Below are 19604 nucleotides of genomic sequence, written 5' to 3'. Positions count from 1 at the left end.
CTCTTCAACGCATTGGAAATAGTTATGCGCTTCGAGCGCTACAAGTTCGACCTATCCCACCTTTCCGAGCTATTCAGCGCATTCTCGACGCTCCATCGTTCATTAGCGCCAGTAGAGCGCGTGATCGTGTCCTGACATTGCGCGGCAGGATATCCATTTCTTTCCCCCCACTTCTTAACCTTCTCCGCCACTGGTGTTCTGGCGCTAAAATCTCCAAAATGATCCTCGAAGGGCTGGCCTAGTTCGGCCGGGTCGAGCGTGAACAGGTCCGCCTCCCTAGCCTCCGGAAACAGCTCCAGCAGCGCGCCGCCCGCCGCGACCGCCAGCGCCGGCATGCGCATCTGATGGATCAGCCAGTGCAGGATTTCCCGGTCGCCCAACATGCCCGCGCCGCGCACCGCCAATGGCGCGGTCTCAGGCGATTTGAGCAATGTGCCCATCCAGGCGCGAACGTCCTTTTCAGGCGCGGCCTTGGCTGCTGCGCGTAGCGCTGTCATCGCGTCAGGGCCGCCGCCGACCGCCACCTTGCGCAATTCAGGGCTGGCCAGATCCCCTGAGCCGAGTTCAGTCAGCGCCCAGGCGGCCCAGAATCGCGGGCGCTCTTCGGCATCGTTCAAGGCGGCCCTCAATTCGTTGACAATGTCGGCGCGTTTTAGTTTTCCTGCGAGGCGCAGGCTGGCGGCGCGCACGCGCGCATCCGGATCGCGCACGAGCCGCGCCAGCATCTGCTTGGGGTCGACGCAGTGCCCAAGGCAGGCCGATACGCCGAGAAATCGCTTGAACGCATCCGGCGCCCCGATCCAATCCCGTACCAGCGGTGCGATGGTTACAGGCTTGTGCCATGCCAGAGCGCCGACCAATCCGCGAGCGCCGTCCTGGCTTTGACGGCCGAACTCCACCGCGTCGGCCACGCGGCGGCCGTCGTTCTGCTCGATCGCCATCCATCCATAGAGGAACAATTCGCCCTTTTCTGGGAAGTCCTCATACGCCGCCACTACAAACGGCCAAGCGGCCGGTCCAGCGATACGCAGACCATCCAGGTTGGCTTCCAAGCGCCGGTCGACGCCGGCGACCACATGAAGATCCGGCGGATCATCCTCCATAAGCGTGTCGCGCTGCGCCCAGAAGAACGCGGCCTGCTCGGCGTGCTGTCTGACGACATCCGGTACTATTCGCCGCTCCGGCGCGCCTTCCAATTTCGGCTTTCCGGTTGCCGCCAACATCAGTTGAGATCGATCGATCCGCCGCGAATGCGGTTGGCGGCGCTCGCCTGGCTGGTGACGTAGGTGCCGCGAATGGTGATGCGACCATCTTTTTCCATGAGGATCGTCGCCTTGCCGCAACGCAATTCGATGCGCTCCTCGCCGATGATGCGAATGCGCTCGCCGTCGCGCACGACCTGCGGTGCGGCGGTCTTGCGCGCCGGCTCGACGATGCGGCCGACGATCAGCGGTTTGATGGGATCGCCCTCCTGAAAGAGCAAAGCCACCTCTGAGCCGACCATATCGGATGTCAGTTCGGTCAGGCTGCGCGCAGGCAAAGCCGTCTCTTCGGGGTTGCCGGGGAATACCACCAGCGGCGACGCGGCATCATCGAAACCGAGAAAGATGCCGATCACCACACCGTCAATGCGTTCGCGAACGTCGCTCATCGCTGCACCCTCAATTCTCGCTGATCTTCGAGCCCTTCATGGTGATATCGCTCGATGCTTTGATGCTGATCTTGCCCGACGCCTTGACCGAAATGTCCTTGCCCTCAATGCCGATCGTGCCGTCTTTCTTCATCATGATCTTTGCCGATCCAGTCTGGATCAGGATCTCGTCGCCTGCGTCTATCACCAGCTTCTTGCCGATTTTGATCGTGCCATTGCCGGTGACCGAAATGGCACTGTCTTTGCCGACGGAAAGCGAATGCGCGCCGGCCACGGATGTGGAATCGTCCTTGCCCACCGAAGCGGTGCGTCCGCCGCCGACCGTCGAGCCTTGATCCTTCGCGATACTCTCGGTATGGCCGCCGCCTATGGACACGCTCTGGTCGGAAGCGATCTGCCAGCTGTCGCTCGCTCCTATGCTGTGGTCCTGCGCTGCCCCAACTGTCACAGACCGTGTCGCGCCAATCGTATTTGTCTGCGGGCCGCCGACGCTTCGCGTCTCGGATGCTCCGACCGAATCGACACGCGCCGCGCCAACGCTCACCGTCTGTACAATCCCCACTGTCTGAGAATGATTGGCGTCGATGTTTTCCGTCGAGTTCGACACGACATGGATGGTTTCGTTGGCCATGACTGTCAGCGAGCGGTTGGCGCCCACTGTCTCGGTGTCGTTCGAGCCGATGTTGGTGGTCTGGTCGACGCCGATCTTGACCGTCTTGTTGTTGCCGACGTCCTCGTCGAGGTTGTGGCCGACGGAGTGTTTGGCGTCGTGGTCAATGCGGTCGGACTGATCGTGCTGGACCAGCTTTGTGCGGTCATGCTTGATCAGAAGGTTGTGATCCTTCTGCGCCTGGAAATTGACCAGTTCGGAGCCGGCCTTATCCTCGAACATCAGTTCGTTGTAGCCGCCACCGCCTTTGGAAGAATCCGACTTCCAGCCCGATTGTGTGGCGTTGCCAGGCAGGCCGTAGGGCGGCATCTGCGAGGCATTGTAGACCCGGCCGGTGATGATCGGCAGGTCCGGGTCGCCTTCGATGAAGTCGACGATGACCTCCTGGCCGATGCGCGGTATCTGGATGAACCCCCAGCCACTGCCGGCCCAACTCTGCGACACCCGTACGAAACAGGAACTGTTCTGGTCCTTCTTGCCGACGCGGTCCCAATGAAACTGGACCTTCACCCGCGCATATTTGTCGGTGAATATCTCCTCGCCGGATGGACCGACCACCGTCGCCGTCTGCGGGCCGCGCATGATCGGTCGTGGCGTGGTCCGCGGCGGGCGATAGGGCAAGGCTGTCGGCGCCACACCGAGGACCACTTTGAAACTCTCGCTTTCGACGTCGGCCTGGGCTCTATAGCCGGGGTCAAACAGCCTGTATTCGGCGCTGACCACCAGATATTCCTGGTTCTGGTCTTCGCGCGGAAAACCGTCCAGCTTGAACGTGCAGCCGGAATACAAGCCGCGCACGGTGCCGGCCGCGGCGATGCGCTGGTGCAAGGCCTGGATCTCCTCGCGCCGGATCGAAGCCAGGCTGTCGCCCCGGCTTACTTCGAGATGCGCGCCCGGCTGGCGGTAGTTCTCACCCGCGGACAGTTTGTGACTGAACGGCTGGGCCGACTTGGCCATGAGGTCGGCGCCCGGCTTCTTGAAATCATAATCGGTGTGGGCATAGGCGCCTGGGCGCACCGAGCTGCCCGGTATCCATTCGGTGATGTATTCGACGTCGCGCCGGGAGCCCTGACCTTCAAAGTTATAGAGCACTTTCTCGTAGCCCGGCGCAGGCTTCAGCTTGCTCATCGCGTCAGCCAGGACAAGCGTATGCTTGCCGTCATCGTGCTCGAAGAAATAGAAGATGCCTTCGTGCTCCAGCAGCCGCTGCACAAAGTCCAGATCGGTCTCGTCGTATTGCACGCAATATTCACGCGCCGGATAGGACCCTTGCAGGCGTAGATCGAATTCGGAGATACCGTATTTCTTGAAGACATCCTTGACGATGTCGACGACGCTCTTGTTCTGGAAAATATAGCAATCTGTGGTGTTGCCGAGAAACCAGAGCCACGGCCTGATGACGGCCTCGTAGTAGGCCAGCCGGTCCTCCATGCGGGTGAGCCGAAACTCCGATACGATTCCACTGAGCCAGCGCTTTGGATCGGATTCACCTTCGATCGAGACAGGCCCGCCCAGCATCTTCAACGGGTCGATATCGGAGTCTGTGCTCACGAACCCGACCGTGTAGGCAAAGCAACGGCTGATCTCATCGCGTCCGACAAGATGCGTGAAGGTCAACAACTCGGAGCCAACCGGTGTGCGGACAACGGTGGCACGTTCATTCGGCATGGGTCGAGCCCCCTCCTGGACGCGGCCGCCAAAGTGATGGATTTGAAGTTCCCGCTATGTTATCGGCATCACGTTCAGGAACTTTCCAAATCCGCCGCCAGGCCATGTTAAGCCTACCACATGTTTTCCCGCTGACCAAAGAGGACATGCGGCGACAGAATCTTACCCTCGATTCGTCGGCTTGAAACGCCGCTGTCCTGTTTTAGCTGCAAGCTGCTAGAATGGTGGAGTATCGATCAACGATCGACGGCGATCTTGGATGTACATCAGTCTGCGGATCAACAATGTCGACGCCCTGCTCGCTGGCACCTCGACCAGCTACGTGGCGCGTGATAGCGGCTTCGAAATCGGGCGCGATGCTTGTGACTGGACCTTGCCCGACCCCGACAAGTTCATCTCGGGTCGGCACTGCGAGGTTCGATACGAGGCGGGCGCGTTCTGGCTGTACGACATCTCGCGCAACGGGACCTTCATCAATGGATCGAGCCAGCGCATGAGCGGCCCGCATCGGCTGGTCGATGGCGACCGGATGCTGATCGGCCGCTATGTCGTCTTGGTATCGGTCGAAGAAGAGCGCGCCACGGCAGACCACCCCAGCCGCGATTCGACACAGCGGGAAACGCCGGTCGCGACAGGCCGGCCGCTGGAATTCGGAGATGGGCCTTTCTTCGAGCCCGCGCAGCAACGGTCCGCACAGCACAGTTCCGCGCCGACATTCTCGTCGCCTGCCCTTCCCTCAACCAGGGACGAGGTGCTGCGGGAGATCGCGATCGCAGCCGGCATTTCGCCGGAATTGCTTCAATCGCGCGACCCCCATGAAGTTGCCGCCGAAATCGGCGCGGTCTTGCGGGACGTGGTCGAGGAGCTGACCCTGCTGCTGAAAGCACGCGCGGCCGCGAAAATGTTGGCCAAAAGCACACAGCGAACGATGATCAGCGCCGCCGACAACAATCCGATGAAGTTCGTTCCAGGAATCGACGACATCCTGGAAATCATGTTCGCCCGGCGCAGGACCGGCTATCTTGATGCCAGGCGCAGCATCGAAGATGCGTTCCGCGATCTCAAGACTCACGAGTTTGCCACTTATGCCGCGATGCAAACCGCGCTCTCCCGGCTGCTTGACGACCTGTCGCCCGAGGCGATCGGCAGGAAACTCCCGCCTACCTCGTTTACGAAGAAGAAGAGCCAAGCCTGGGACGTCTATGTCGCGACATGGCGGACCATGGAGGAGGCACATGAAAACGGCATGCTTGATATATTCCTGGCCTATTTCAGCGAGGCCTACGCCAAGGCCGGCAAGCAGAAATAGGAGGTCCCAGGAAGGCACGGCCCCGGGAAACGTATGGCCAAAAAGCACATGGCCAAAAATGCATGGCACGGCAGTCGGCGAAGAAAAGTCTCGCTGACACCCCGGCGTCCAGTTCCAATCGACGATTTCTGAGATTACGATCGCATGAGACAGTTCGCCAAGCGGGTAAGACTCATTGAGCTGGGGGTCTGCGGCAAATGTCATGCCACGGCGGGATAGCATTTTCTAGCCACTGCCACGGCCGGCAGCGGCTGTCTTTCCTTTACCTGGCCGGAAACCGTTCTGCGCCCATCTCACCCCATCGCCGGCGCCCCGCCTGCACGGACGATCTGCGATGAGTTCGAAGGACGACCCCTTCGGCCCGGCGGGCAAGACGGTCATTCGCGCAAATCCGCGGAGCAAGCAAAAATCGACGCTAATTCCCGAGCTGCCCGTCGCGGACAGAGGCCAGTCCTCTCCAATCAAGGATTCGACGGTGTTCGATCCAGGCGGCGGGTGGTCGCCAAGCTGGGCATCCGGAACCGTGATTTATCAAGGTGGCCCCGGCGATGTTGGTGCGCCGACAGGCTCTGCTGGGACTGCGCCGAGGACAGGCATCGAGCAGGAAAGCCTATTCAACGCCGGGAGCGGCATCAAATACGCCGCGGCAAACCCCATTCTCGCCGCGGCGGCACCTTTGCTGATGCTGCTCGGACAGTTCAGGCTCTTGCCCGTTGAAAGACAGGCGGCGCCATTGGCGCAACATGTCACGGAGGCGATTGAGAAATTCGACGGGATAGTTGAGAAGTCAGGCGTTGCCGAAGAGGATGCCCGGATTGCGAAATTCGCCCTCTGCGAAACCGCCGACGATCTCATCGGTAACCTGCCGTGGCCCAGGACTGACGCCTGGGCGCCACACGGGATGCTGCGGCAATTCTTTCATCTCGAGCCCACCGGCACCGGCTTCTACGAAGCGCTGAACAAGATCCTGGCCAGTCCCGAAAAACACTACGATCTGCTCGAACTGATGCATGCCTGCCTGTCGCTGGGTTTCGAAGGCCAGTATCGAGGCGTGACGCGACAAGACAACAATCTCGAACGCGTTCGTCGCGACGTCTACGAGACGCTTCGCTATTTCAGGCCGCGTTCCGGTGGAGACATCTCGCCGCATTGGCAGGGCCTAGCGGCGACGATGGCGCAGTCCTCCGCCCGCCTGCCGCTTTGGGTCGTCGCGGCAGCGGCGACCGCGTTGCTGACAGCGACGTTCTTCGCGTTGCGGGTCTTCATCACCAATGAAGGTGAGGCGGTCGCGGGTGAATTGCTGGCGCTCGACCCATTAACACCAGTCGTCATAGAACGCGCCGGCGTGGCGCCGTTGGCTGAGCCGGCGAAAGTCACCCCACCAGCGGCCACCGCGCAGATTGATCGTATTCGTGCGGCATTGGCCAAGGATCTCGAAGGCGGCGGGCTGACCATCGGCACCAAGGGCGACTTCATCGTCGTGGAGATCAACAATCTCCTGCTGTTCCAGTCCGGCAGGGCCGAGGCGAGGCCGGAATTCCAGCCCATTGCCACCGACATCGCCGCGGCTCTGGAACACGAGCCTGGACCAATCCGGATCGTCGGCCACACGGACAATGTGAAACCACGAAAGTCGAGCGCGTTCAAATCCAACTTCGACCTTTCCGTCGCCCGGGCGAAGGCAGTCGAAGTGTTGATGGCAGTGAAATTCAGCGATCCCTCGCGACTGACGGTCGAGGGCAAGGGCGAGGACGAGCCAATCGCCGACAATGCGACACCGGATGGCCGCGCCAAGAACCGCCGTGTCGATGTGATGATCCCCAGGGAGGAAACACTGTGAGCACGGCCCGCTGGAACCACCCATGACGCGTTGGCTGTTGCGGATATTCAGCGTGATCGCGCTGGCCGGCTTCGCCGCGGCAGTGTGGTTTGGCGGGCCATTGATCCGCTTCGCCGACATCCGGCCGCTCGGACCTGGGTGGCTGCGCGCGACGATCATTGGTGTGATCCTCGCGCTGCTGGCGCTTTTTACGCGCTGCGTTTCTGGAAAGCGAGGAAGGCGCAAAAAGCGCTCGAAGCCGTCGTTGCGCACAATGACGACTGCGATGACGATTCTCGGGTGCTCGAAGCGCGGATGAATGAGGCCGTGGCGGCGCTCAAACGGTCGAGCGGCAAGCGCAACTTTCTCTATGAGATCCCCTGGTACGTTGTCATCGGCCCGCCGGGTGCCGGCAAGACAACGGCTCTGGTCAATTCAGGCCTGAATTTTCCGCTTGCCGGTTCGGGGGACGCCCAACCGGTGGCCGGTGTTGGCGGAACACGTGCCTGCGACTGGTGGTTTACCGATCAGGCCGTGCTGATCGACACCGCAGGTCGTTATACGACGCAGGACTCCAATCCCGAGATTGACAAGAAGAGCTGGCTCGCATTCCTGTCACTGCTCAAGAGGTACCGCACCAGACAACCGATAAACGGCGTCATCCTGGCCATCAGCCTTGCCGATGTGATGAGCTTCGATGATCAGCAGCTTGATGCCCACATCGTCGAGATACGCAGCCGCCTGAGAGAAATTCACGAGACGCTGAAGATCCAGTTTCCCGTCTATGTGCTTTTCACCAAGGCCGATCTGGTTTCAGGGTTCACGGATTATTTCGGCGGTTTCGACGAGGCGCTCAGACGCAAGGTATGGGGCACGACATTCCAGACGGCGGAGCGCGATAGGAACATGGCCGCCGCGGCTCCTGCCGAACTCGATGGGCTGGCGGAACGACTCGCGGACGAGATGGCCGACCGCCTCCAGGAAGAGGCTGATCCGGTCACGCGCATCTCCATCTTCGGCTTTCCGGCTCAGTTCGGCGCGCTGAGGGGGCGCATAACCAGTTTTGTCGCCGGTCTATTCGACCCGTCCCGCAGCCAGGTGAACGCCAGCCTGCGTGGACTCTATTTTTCGTCAGGCACGCAAGAGGGAACGCCCATCGATCAGGTGCTGGGCGCAATCGGCCGCAATTTCGGGGGCAATTCCCGCCCGCATCTTTCCGGAACCGGCAAAAGCTTCTTTTTGCATGATCTGCTGACGGACGTCATTTTTGCCGAATCGGGATGGGTTTCGTATGACAAATCAGCTGCGAGGCGGGCGGCGGTGGCCAGATTTGGCGGCCTCGGTACGATAGCGCTGATCGCTGCTGCCGCACTCGGTACGCTCGCTCTGAGCTTCGCGGCCAACCGCTCGCTGATCGCGTCCGCAACGGTTGCCATGGGCCAGTATCGCGCGACGGCGGAACCGCTGCTCAAGGCGGCCACGGTTACCGATGTGGACCTTGAAAACGTCATCGGCCCGCTCGACCAGTTGCGCGACCTGCCGGCCGGGTTCGAAGCCGCTGAGCTAGCGACACCGATCGGGGAGACGTTCGGCCTCAGTCAGCGGGAAAGACTTCTTTCCGCGTCCCGGACCGCTTATCGGAAAGGCCTGGAACGCATGTTGCGCTCGCGCCTGCTGATCCAGGCCGAGCGAACGATCCAAGCCAAGATGGGCGATCCCGCCGCACTCTACGAGCCGTTGAAAATCTACCTCATGCTTGGTGGCAAAGCGCCGAAGGTCGATGACGCGCTGATCGTTTCCTGGATGAAGCAAGATTGGGAACAGAACCGATACCCGGGCGAAAACAACCGCGAGGGACGAGCGCACCTCGAAAAGCACCTGCGCGCCATGCTCGCCTTGGACGACGCCTATGACCCCGTTTTCGAACTGAACCAGCCACTTGTTGAAGCCGCACAACGCTCTCTCGAACGCATGAGCCTTGCCGATCGAGCGACCGCTTTGATCAAGTCGGCGATCTACGCGGCGGCGCTGGAGGACTTTTCCATTTCCAAGCAAGGTGGTCCCGAAGCGCAACTGCTGTTCGAACGTATCGATGGCAGCGATCTGGCGGACCTTCGTGTTCCCGGTCTCTACACTAACGCCGGCTTCAACAGGTTCTACCTTGCCCAACTCTCGCGCATTGCGCAGATGCTCGTCGACGAGCAGTGGGTTCTCGGTGGTGGCGGAGAGCAAGGCGACATCGATCAGCAATTGCTCAGGCTCGGCCCGGAACTTCTCGATCGCTACGGCAAGGCGTTCGCCGCGGCGTGGAACAGCGTTCTCGACCAGTTGAAATTCAAGGCGATGCTGGCGGACAAGCCGCACTATACCGCGCTTTCAGCCGCTGCCTCCCCCAGTTCGCCGATAAAGCGGCTGTTTTCGGCGATCGCCAACGAAACGGGGCTGACACGGGACCCAGGTGACGGTCCTGGCGCCGAGACAGAATCCGCGGCTCAAAACCAGCAACGCAGCGCCGCAGAATTAGCCAAGGGCTTAGCCCGTATCGGCATACACATAGCCAACGGCAAATCGCAAATCCGCGCCGGCGCACAGCCCGCTGACGTACAGAAGTTGAATCCGGGCGCGAACATTGAAGCGCGATTCAAATCATTCCAGGTCCTGGTGAACGGGCCCGCCGGACATCGCCCGATCGACGCACTAACCCAGAACTTCAGCGACATCTATCAAAGCCTGCGATTGGCCACCGAAGTTCCTTCGCAGGTGGAGCGGCTCAACGGTAATCTGCAGCTACAGATTGCCACCCTTCGCGCCAATGTCTCGCGTCTGCCCAAGCAACTCGGCCGGATGGTCAACACGACGGCAGATGAGTTCCAAGGTAACGTCGCCGAAACCTCGGTGACAAACTTGAACCAGATACTCGACCAGACGGTCACAGCCCCCTGCGAGGCAGCGATCAACGGCCGTTACCCCTTCGACGGGAGCAGCACCGAGGATGTCGCCATGGCCGATTTCGCGAAGCTGTTCGCCCCAGGCGGACTGATGGACCGGTTCTTTGCACAAAATCTGGCCTCGCTGATCGACATGACCGGCCAGGACTGGCGTTGGAAACAGGATACGCGCTTTGGACGCAACTTGTCGAAATCGACCTTGAAGGACTTCCAGTTGGCTGCGGAAATCCGCATTGCCTTTTTTCCATCGGGCGCTTCAGTACCCTCCGTCAGCGTCACCTTTACACCCTTCTCGCTGCATGGCGATGCCGACATGGCCGTACTTGATATCGATGGCCAGACCGTTCAGAGCAACCAGACCGGAAATGGGCCGAGCACGGTGACTTGGCCGACCGGTACGGCTACCCCATCCGCGAGCCTCAGCCTGACGCCAGAAATGCCGGGGCGCCAGTCCGCCATCACGTTCGAAGGGCCGTGGGCCTTGACGCGGCTTCTGAGCAAGGCGGCTATCACGGGCAACGAGGGCAGCATGCAGGCCCGCTTCGTGATCGGCGGGCGCGACGTCACCTACACGATCCAGACAGGGTCCGGCACCAACCTCTTCCTGCTCCCTGCCCTTTCCGGGTTCACCTGTCCCAAGGCGTTCTGAGATTGAGATGATCCTGGGCAGTAAGCCGCAGAAGCGCAAAACCAGGCACACACATATTTTAGTTTTCGATACTCTAATGTTTGAGCCTGTGGCAAAGTGGCACGAACGCGCCCGAAGGTGCGCCGCGGAGGACGCTGGGTGAAGCGTTTGGTGGCAAATTGAACAATGTCGCCCTTCCCATTGAAAGCTTCGGCGTGAGCCACAGAGGCTGTGTGCGGGAGCTCAATGAAGACAACTACCTGGTCGAGCCCCAGGCTGGCCTGTGGTTGGTCGCCGACGGGATGGGTGGTCACGACGCCGGAGAAGTCGCTTCAGCCAGTATCGTCAATCATCTGGCAACGATCGGGATTGCCAGCTCCGCACCGGATCTTCGGGCGCGCTTCGAAGACAGGCTGAGCAGGGCTAATGCCGAGATCCGCCGCATATCCCAGTCTCGCGGGATAACGATCGGCTCAACTTTTGCCGCCCTGCTTGCCATAGACGGGCGGTTCGCCTGCCTCTGGGCTGGTGACAGCCGCGTCTATCTGATCCGCGAGGCCTCGATCTCGCAAATATCGAAGGACCATACCGAGGTTCAGGAACTCATCGATAAAGGCATGCTCACCGAAGCCGAAGCGCTCACCTGGCCGCGCCGCAATGTCATCACGCAGGCAGTCGGCGTCAGCGACGAGATTGTCATCGATTTCCAGCAAGGTGAAATCCTGCCGGGGGACATCTTTGTGCTGAGCACCGATGGCCTGACGGCGCATGTCACCGATGCCGAGATCGAGGCTGCGACAGTGTCCGCGACACCTCAGTCGGCGTGTGAAAACCTGCTGGAAACAGTTCTGGCGCGTGGCGGAACAGACAATGTGACCATCGTGCTTGTCAGGGTCGCGGGCGGATACGATGGCCAGTCGCCCCGTCCAGCTCTGTACAAAGCACAGGGGCGGGGCTGATGAGCGCCGACGACAAGACGCGGATATCGCCAGGCGCGGCCAACACTGCCGTGGGCACGCAACTGAGCGGTATCTACGAACTTGACGAGCGGATCGCATTCGGGGGCATGGGCGAAGTCTACCGGGGCCATAACATCCAGACCGGCGACCATGTCGCGATCAAGATCGTTTTGCCGGAATTCGCGCGCGACCAAACGATCTTGTCCCTGTTTCGCAAAGAGGCAACTATCCTGAACCACCTGTCGCATGACGCGGTGGTGCGTTATCACGTCTTCACGATCGATCCGGGGATCGGTCGTCCCTACCTCGCCATGGAATTCGTCGATGGAGCGTCGTTGTTCGACATCATGCGACGTGGGGCGATGCCGACGGGAGAGGTACGAAAGCTGTGCCATCGCCTCGCCTCCGGTCTAAGCGCCGTGCACCAGGCCGGAGCAATACACCGCGACCTCTCACCGGATAACATTATTCTGCCGGGGGACCGGGTTGACCGTGCGAAGATCATCGATTTCGGCATCGCACGCTCGGCGACGGTGGGCGGAGAGACCCTGATAGGCGGAAGGTTCGCGGGAAAGTACAACTATGTTTCGCCCGAACAACTCGGGCTCTACAGCGGCGACGTCAGAGAGCAGTCCGACATCTACAGCCTTGGGCTGGTATTGGTTGCCGCCTTGCGCGGCAAGCCGGTCGATATGAGCGGCTCGCAGTTCGAAGTCATCGAAAAGCGCCGGACCGTGCCTAATCTCTCCGATATCGATGACGATTTTCGCGGCATTGTCGAAGCCATGCTTCAACCGGATCCGCGAGACCGGCCCGTCAGCATGGCCGAAATCGCCAGGATGACACGTGACGACAACGAGGAGACAATCCCGCCGACTTCCCTCGCGCCCCGTGCTCGGCCGGGTTTGCCGCCGATAGGGCAAGCCGCTGCTCCAGCCAGCAAGAATGAGGTCGAGCGGCACGACGACGCAGACGCGACGGGTTCAGGTAGGACGCGCTTCGTCCAGCATGTGCGGCCCGCGCATTTGTCTGGACCGCCGCGCCCGGCCCCCCTCGGCGCTGCACGTACGGCCATGGCCGAGGTGCCTGGCAAATCCACAAGGACCCGAACGATCGCGCTCTGTGCCTTGGCGGCGCTAGCCGTGGCCTCTGGAGGCGGCCTTTATCTGGGCGGCGTCATGACGCCCGCGACGCCGACTGTCGGCAAGACGTCGCTTTCCGCGGCAGAGCCAGCAAAGCCCACGCCCCAAACGTCACAGCCCGTCGCTACGCAGGATGTAGCGAACGCGCCCGAGCCGCCAAAGGTTGTTCCGCCGGCGCAGCCGGAAACGCAGGCCGGCACACCGCCCGCCGAGGATAAGCCACATGCTGTGGCAGCTCAAAGACTGCCGTCGGCCAAGCCCGTCGACATACCTCTACGAACCGAGGCGCCGCCGAAGCCAATCGCGACGAACGCGCCGCCGCCCGAAAGGGCATCGCCGGCAATCCAGCCCGACACGACGGCCGGCGATAGGCAAAAGCCGACTTCGCCCGCTACGACCGCTCCAACCCCGCCAGAAGCCGAAACGGTCCAAACTCCGCCGCCGGCTGAGACGGAGGTTGTCGAGACCAAAAAGCCCGAACCACGGGCCAGCCCGCCGGCGGCCCCAATCCCGGAACTGAAATCGAATGCAGGTCCAGCGGTGGATGCCAACGCCAACAGCCAGATTTCTGCGTTGCCGACAGGCAAGCAGCCGAACCAACGCGTTGTAGCGTTGAACGTGCCCAAACCAGCGATCCCCCCGGCGGTCGACGATATCGCTCAACGCGTCGCCTGGGTTCGCGCCTTCGGCGGCGGCGACTGTTTCTATGCCGCCGTCACATCTGCTACCGACAAGGCCGCCGCAATCGAAGGATTTGGCACGGCCGTCCAGCCATTCGAACGCATGCTCGGCGATTTCCAGGCAAAATTCCATGTCGAGCCAGACATCAGCGTCCGCCTCATTGAGCCAAGCCAATGCGAGGTAACCAATTTTCTGCGCTTTCTGGGACAGACCGCGGCCGACCAGCCGCAGCTTGTTCTCGACCGAACATCTGTGCCGAACGGTACGCCGATTAGCGGTACATTGGTAACGCGCAGAGGGCTCATCTCCAGCGTCCTGCTGATCGACCACAAAGGCATGGTGTTCAATCTCGACGACCGCATCGTCACGGGGTCGGACAAGGCGACCTTCAGGATCCCGATTGGTCTCGGCGCGGCCGATAAGGCTGCTGGAAAGTCCGTGCCGCAGATAATACTGGTGATCACGGGCCCTCGCGACATTCAGTCGGCTGCCTTCTCCGATCCCACGCCAGCTTCGGCGCTGTTGCCCAAAATCATCGAGGAAGTCGAGACCGACGGATCTCGGTTCTCAGCCACTGCCAAGTATTTCCGGCTCGGCGGATAGCGTGGGCCTAGCATGGAACGCCGCCGCTGGTGTTTGACCACTTGGTCTGCCCTGCCCGAAAAGCAGCAGGTCCGGTTCCAGCCCTATCTGCCCCGAGGGCGCGCATGAAACTCGCGATCATTTTGGGCGCTCCCCTCGCCCTGCTGTTGTCCAGCCAAGCGCGAGCCGAGTTCACGGTCTGCAATCAGACACTCGATGTCGTCAATCTCGCCGTCGGCCAGAAGGTCGACAATGCGGACCAGACCGATGGATGGTGGACCATCGGCGCAAACCAATGCGTGAACGTTATCCGGGAGGAACTGACCAACCGCTACGTCTACATCTATGCAACTGACGTGTTTGGTCATGCCATCCTCGCCGGATTGACCGAAATGTGCATCGAACGGCGACGTTTCTCGATCCGCGGCAGTGACGAATGCTGGCAGCGCGGCCACATCACCGCCCGGTTTCTGGAAGTCGACACCCTCGAACAGGTGCGGTGGACCTTCTTCCTGACCGCAAGCAATCCGTGACACACCATATCGACACGAGCTTCAGACAGAAGAAGCAGGCGCGCGCCGCCCTTCGCAGGCGCACGCTATGGCGTAGGTTGATGGTGGGTTTGACCTCGGCTGTGCTGCTTTGCGTGGCCGCCGGTTTTTACCTGACCGCGGACTATTGGTCATTCGGCGACGAAGACGAGGAGTTGCATGCGGTCGAGGGGGCGGACGATGTGCCGGCCGACGCATCCGTCTACGTGCCAGCGCTGATCGATCTGGCGGGGGACCCGATCTGGATCACCCTTGCGCCAGATGCCGGCGCCGCAACCAAAGGCCGAGTGGTCCCGCGTCCGGCAGAACTCGATCAGGCCGACGTTTCTCCCCAGCTCGAAGTCCTGTCAGACGTCATGCTGAGCGCCAGCGAAAAATTCATGACGACGATACCGTCGACGCAGGAGGATTTCGCATTCTTCCAAGCGCAACGAAAAACCGCTGCCGCGCCATCGGGCGATCTGGAGAACGATCTTCAGCCCTCGCCTCCCGCCAGGGAACTTGAAGCGGCTTCCGGTCAGAAAGCCGACAGCGACGATCCCGAAGCCGGATGGGGTGAGACGATCGATGCAGGCGATGCAGCCCTGCCGGCATTCCAGAAGACCGAGATCGAGAACAACACGAGCGTCGTAGCCGTCACCAATGAGTACCAGCGATTCGCGGCGACCGAAGACACGTTCGTGAAGGTTCTCAATGATCGCAGTCTGGACAGCGTAGCGTTGGATGCGCACTTCTCCGCGCAGGATGCCAAGCTGGCAGGCGAGGCCCTGAGCGCGCTTTTCCACCGGGACGGCCTGGCAGCGGGTTACGTCGTTGCGATGCGAGGGTTCAGGCCGACGCGCGACACGAGCGCAATGTCCCTGATGCAGGTTTCGATCTACGCCAAGAACCTGTTCGTCGGCACGCTGACGCGCAACGGCGCGGGCGCCTTCGTGTCGGGTGTTGATCCTTGGGTTCGCGAAGATCTGTTCAACTATTCGGGCGCACAGGAAGAAGGCACGCATAAACGACAGTATCGTCTGCTCGACGCCATCTATTCGACGGCAGCCCGCAACAATGTTCCAACCGGCGTGATCGGCGAGGCGATCATGTATCTTTCGAGAGGACAGGATCTGGACGCCTTTGCAAGCGAGGACCAGCGTCTGGTGATGATCTATTCACAGACGCCCAGGGGCAAGGACGAGGGCGCGGGACGGGTTCTGTATGTGGGCGTGCAGGGGAGCGAGAAAAGCCTCGACTGTTTTGTCTTCCAGCAAAGCGACGGCCAGTTTGCGTGTGTTACAGGTGACGATCAGGTACGCTCGCTGACAGTCACCAACGGCATGGTCACGCCGGTGAATGGCGTCATGACCTCCACCTTCGGACCACGAAAGCACCCCATTCTGGGGACCGTGCGCATCCACAAGGGCGTCGATTGGGCGGCACCCGTCGGCACGCCGATCGCAGCCGCCTTCGATGGCGAGATCACGTTCCAGGGCGATGGGGGAAGCTACGGCAATCTGGTCAAGATTTTGCACAAAAACGGCCGCGAGACGCGTTATGCGCACATGCAGAAATTTGCAATCGAAGCCGGCGTCGGCACCAAGGTCAAGGCAGGCGACGTCATCGGCTATATCGGCACCACCGGATTATCGACCGGCCCTCACCTGCATTTCGAGCTTTACCAAAATGGCGAGGCGATCGACCCCTTGGGCACGGTTACCGCGGTCGCATCGAACGATCCCGCGGTCGAAACGCTCACCGAGCGCATCGTTCACGTCGAAAGTGGCGGTAGTGCTCGCGCCAAGAATCCTAATTCTTCCGCGACGGGCGCCGGCCAGTTCATAACCAAGACCTGGATCAGGATGATGAATACCTACCGCCCGGAGCTTGCACGCACGCTGTCGACCGACGACCTACTCGCCCTGCGCTACGACGCCACGATCTCGCGAGAGATGGTGCGCAACCTGGCGCGCGAAGGCGAGGCCTACCTGCGCCAGCGCGGCCACCAAATCACGGCCGGCCGGCTCTATCTCTGTCATTTCCTTGGAATGGAAGGCGCGCATCAGGTTCTGTCGGCATCAGGTTCGGCGCAGCTGAGTGCTGTCCTGGGGTCGGCCGTCATCCAGGCCAACCCGTTCCTCACCGGCAAGACAGCCAGCTACGTGGTGGACTGGGCCGAAAGAAAAATGGGCCAGAAGCTGACTCATCTGGCAACCGACGCCGGGTCACAGACAACGACCACCGAAATCCGTCAGACGTCGCCGGAGTTCGAAAAATACAAACAGGCCATCACTGCTCTCATGGGCTCGATCCCAAATACGCTCTGAGCGTCAGGTCTGGCATGAGTTTCTTGCGCAGAAGGGTTCCCCCTCGGTTTGCCGCGCAGTTTCGACGGTTATTGCGTTTTTATCCGCATTTCCACGCGGCGGTTGGCAGGATCGTACGGGTTGGCGTTGCGAGGGTTCTTCTCGCCCATGCCGACGGCGTTGATGCGCGCGGCCTCGACACCGCTGGCCGTCAGGAAAGCTGCCACCGATTTCGCTCTTCGCTGTGACAGACCTTCGTTGTAGCGCAGCGTGCCCGTCGCATCGGTGTAGCCTTCGACGACGAAGTTGAACGTGCTCAGCCGGTTGTCTTTCAAAGCCTTGGCGAACTCTTCGAGCTCAGCGCGCGCGGTTGCGTCGAGTTGGGCCGAATCCAGCCCGAAATTGATCAGCATGTCGAGGTTGGATCTGCCTTCCTGCTGCCCATTGGTGTTGCTCTTGTTGCACTCCTCTTCGGAACCGACACAAATTCCTCGAGATTTGCCAAGATCGGCTGCGCCGGCAAAAAACTTCACGATGTCTTCTGATTTCCGAGCCGGATCGGCGGAAGCATGGTTCGAGAAAAACACGACCGCCAACACAAAGGCTGAACGACTCCACTGCATAGCGCTCCTCCTGTTTGAGTATCCGATTTTGATCGACCGCCAGCATACCGAATTCCAGCGCAATTGTCTGTGGCCAAACGTTGGAGGTGCGATCATCGCGACTGTTTTGGCCGTGGCACGGCTTGAGACTTGACCCGCGCCGTGCCGGAGGCTTGAGTGGCCAAAGTTCCTCAATGAAAGCGCGGCGTTCATGGCCCATGGGCTCCGATTCAAAACGGCACGGGATCTTTTCGCAGCTTGTCCCGCTATCACCAGGGACATGCGCACTGCTCCGACCGAACAGCACTCGATCGCGTTTTGCCGCGACCTCCTCGCCGGGCGTATTCCTGAGGAAGCGATTACATTTTGCGCCTACCTGCTTCCCGAGCGGGCCGCGGTCTGGTGGGCCCACGAATGCCTAAGCCATCTGAGCGACCTCTTCGATGAGACCGATCACCGGTTGCTCGGTCTTGTCCGCGACTGGGTGAGCGAGCCCGACAGCCCCCGCCATCGAACAGAGATCAGAGCCGCCGCGGCAAAATCGCCAACAACCCCGGTCGGCTGGATTATCCTAGCTGCGGGATCGCGTGAAGATCGGTCAGCCGTGGCCGCGATGCCGGCACTGGATTTGCAGCCTTCTCCTGCTGCCTATGCAATCAATGCCGGAATTCTGGCCGGTCTGGCACGCGTGGCGCTCGTGGACCGTTTCTCGGTGCTGTCGGCGTTCGTCGAAATCGGTATCCAGATGGCCGAGATCGAGGCCCTCCACCAGTCAACGGATGCATCTTAGGGGCACTCGCCCACACGACCGGCACCCACAGAACTGGAGGACGCCCTCCGTCCCGCCTACTTGCAACCCCCTTGAGCCCATTTGGCGAGCGCCACCTTGAAGCGTGTCCCAAGCGGATGCTGCAAGCGCAGAACGGAGACATCGTTGGCGGCGAAATTCTTCGCCTGATCACACAGTCGGGTCTCGTTCCACTCATGGCAGCCGTCGCAGTGCTTGCCCTGCCATACCGAATTGTCGAGGCCCTCCACCGGACTGAAGCGTGGCTCGCCTTTTATGAGCTCCGCAATACTCTTCCCATCGATTTCGGGGTCGCCGAAATCGATCGGAACGTCGAAAAAGATCGGGTCGTCAGAGGCGAGTTTTGGGATTTTCTGACGGAGCACATTGAGTGCGAGTTGGGCGTCATTGGCGGAGCTCGACGGATTAGCAGTGGCATTGCGCGTATCCGAGTCGCCTTGCGGTCCGGGAACGCCCGCCTCACCGACGATCAGCGGTGAGTTGAGATCAACCTTGTGCAGGACGACCTCGGTGGTCAGCGAGACGTTGCTCCAGGGGCGCTGCTTGCTAGCGGTTGCCTTGAACACATCGGCGGTAACACGGTTCATCGCCTCAGTGATGGACACATTTGTCTCGCCAATGTGCGCAAGCAACGCCGAGGTGAACGGCGAATGTTTGCCGGATCCGTCGTAGGCGACCTGATTTGGACTGGTGGCGAACGCGACAAGCGTACCGGCACCGCCATTCTCGATCGAGATTTCCGCAAGGCCGCTTTTTGCTCCCCTGACGCCGGCGGTCTTTGCCAGCACCTCGGCTAGAGGATTGTCGCGACAGGCGTCGAGGAAAATAAGCCTTATGCTGGTCTCGCGAGACATCTGTCGCAGAACGAAATCGACAGGCACCGCCTCGAAGTCGAGCGAAGTCTCGTCCTCCAGGGCGGCATCGATCGGAAGAAGGTAGTTGCTGCCTGAAACCTGCAAGCCATGGCCCGCATAGAAGAAAAGCGCGATGTCCGCCCCGCGCACCTGCTTTGCGAACTGCGCTATTGTCGTCTGGGTCTGCAACTTGGTCAGGTCGAAGCCGGAAACGACGTCAAAACCAAGACCCTTCAGGCTTTCGGCCATGGCTTTGGCGTCGCGCACCGGATTGGCGAGTGCCGGGGCGTGCTGATACTGGGAGTTGCCAAGCACCAGCGCTGTACGGCGCTCGGCATCGGCTGCCGTCAAAGTGAAAAGCAGCGCAACTGCCGCGAGCCCGATTGCGCGCAGAAGGCTACTGCGACGGGCGATCAGATCGAAACCCACCGGGACAACAGATCC

The 19604-nt window shown here is 60.9% G+C and carries 14 protein-coding genes; 9 read left to right on the top strand and 5 right to left on the bottom strand.

Going from position 1 to position 19604, the window contains the following annotated elements; translation table 11 throughout:
• Positions 1-38: 38 nt before the first annotated feature.
• Genes ACIU1A_RS03410 through ACIU1A_RS03400 form a run of 3 tightly spaced genes read right to left on the bottom strand, consistent with a single transcriptional unit; the run spans position 39 to position 3989 of the window.
• Positions 39-1223 carry a HEAT repeat domain-containing protein gene (locus ACIU1A_RS03410; protein WP_404926610.1) on the bottom strand — a complete coding sequence of 395 codons (1185 nt, stop codon included), beginning with the start codon at positions 1221-1223 and terminating at the stop codon, positions 39-41.
• Positions 1223-1651, bottom strand: a complete 429-nt coding sequence (locus ACIU1A_RS03405; protein ID WP_140581114.1) for a DUF6484 domain-containing protein — start codon at positions 1649-1651, stop codon at positions 1223-1225. The genes ACIU1A_RS03410 and ACIU1A_RS03405 overlap by 1 nt, the downstream gene beginning before the upstream one ends.
• A gap of 10 nt (positions 1652-1661) precedes the next feature.
• Entirely contained in the window at positions 1662-3989 is a 2328-nt protein-coding gene (locus tag ACIU1A_RS03400) for a type VI secretion system Vgr family protein (RefSeq protein WP_404926609.1), read from the bottom strand.
• A 259-nt stretch (positions 3990-4248) separates the two neighbouring features.
• On the opposite strand from ACIU1A_RS03400, the gene tagH reads away from it, so the two are divergent.
• The 8 genes from tagH (at position 4249) to ACIU1A_RS03360 (ending at position 16917) form a co-directional block, all read left to right on the top strand.
• The gene (gene tagH / locus ACIU1A_RS03395) at positions 4249-5298 is read left to right on the top strand and encodes a type VI secretion system-associated FHA domain protein TagH (protein ID WP_404926608.1); all 1050 of its coding nucleotides are present in this window, start codon (positions 4249-4251) and stop codon (positions 5296-5298) included.
• A gap of 334 nt (positions 5299-5632) precedes the next feature.
• Positions 5633-7138: a type VI secretion system protein TssL, long form gene (gene tssL / locus ACIU1A_RS03390; protein WP_404926607.1), complete on the top strand. Its 1506-nt coding sequence runs from the start codon at positions 5633-5635 to the stop codon at positions 7136-7138.
• A gap of 22 nt (positions 7139-7160) precedes the next feature.
• Positions 7161-7436, top strand: coding sequence for a hypothetical protein (locus ACIU1A_RS03385; protein ID WP_404928099.1), 276 nt, complete (start codon positions 7161-7163; stop codon positions 7434-7436).
• On the top strand, positions 7334-10714 hold the full coding sequence (gene tssM, locus ACIU1A_RS03380; RefSeq protein WP_404927845.1) for a type VI secretion system membrane subunit TssM: 3381 nt from the start codon (positions 7334-7336) through the stop codon (positions 10712-10714). The genes ACIU1A_RS03385 and tssM overlap by 103 nt, the downstream gene beginning before the upstream one ends.
• A gap of 158 nt (positions 10715-10872) precedes the next feature.
• Positions 10873-11652: a PP2C family protein-serine/threonine phosphatase gene (locus tag ACIU1A_RS03375; protein WP_404926606.1), complete on the top strand. Its 780-nt coding sequence runs from the start codon at positions 10873-10875 to the stop codon at positions 11650-11652.
• Entirely contained in the window at positions 11652-14078 is a 2427-nt protein-coding gene (locus ACIU1A_RS03370; RefSeq protein ID WP_404926605.1) for a protein kinase domain-containing protein, read from the top strand. The genes ACIU1A_RS03375 and ACIU1A_RS03370 overlap by 1 nt, the downstream gene beginning before the upstream one ends.
• Before the next feature lie 104 nt (positions 14079-14182).
• Positions 14183-14590, top strand: a complete 408-nt coding sequence (locus ACIU1A_RS03365) for a DUF1036 domain-containing protein (RefSeq protein ID WP_181165311.1) — start codon at positions 14183-14185, stop codon at positions 14588-14590.
• Entirely contained in the window at positions 14587-16917 is a 2331-nt protein-coding gene (locus ACIU1A_RS03360; protein ID WP_404927844.1) for a M23 family metallopeptidase, read from the top strand. Before ACIU1A_RS03365 ends, ACIU1A_RS03360 begins: the two co-directional genes overlap by 4 nt.
• A 68-nt stretch (positions 16918-16985) precedes the next feature.
• Here the strand turns inward: ACIU1A_RS03360 and ACIU1A_RS03355 are convergent, their stop codons facing one another.
• Positions 16986-17711, bottom strand: a complete 726-nt coding sequence (locus ACIU1A_RS03355) for an OmpA family protein (protein ID WP_318012684.1) — start codon at positions 17709-17711, stop codon at positions 16986-16988.
• A gap of 67 nt (positions 17712-17778) precedes the next feature.
• Between ACIU1A_RS03355 and ACIU1A_RS03350 the strand changes: the two genes are divergently transcribed.
• Complete coding sequence (locus ACIU1A_RS03350) at positions 17779-18288, top strand: DUF6931 family protein (RefSeq protein WP_224681770.1); 510 nt, start codon at positions 17779-17781, stop codon at positions 18286-18288.
• Between the two features lie 56 nt (positions 18289-18344).
• Here ACIU1A_RS03350 and ACIU1A_RS03345 read toward each other — a convergent pair whose 3' ends face one another.
• On the bottom strand, positions 18345-19589 hold the full coding sequence (locus tag ACIU1A_RS03345; protein WP_404926604.1) for a caspase domain-containing protein: 1245 nt from the start codon (positions 19587-19589) through the stop codon (positions 18345-18347).
• Positions 19590-19604: the final 15 nt, after the last annotated feature.

Origin of the sequence: Mesorhizobium maamorense (assembly GCF_044998965.1) — a bacterium.
Taxonomy (GTDB): Bacteria; Pseudomonadota; Alphaproteobacteria; order Rhizobiales; family Rhizobiaceae; genus Mesorhizobium.
This window is presented reverse-complemented; position numbering and strand designations above follow the sequence as displayed.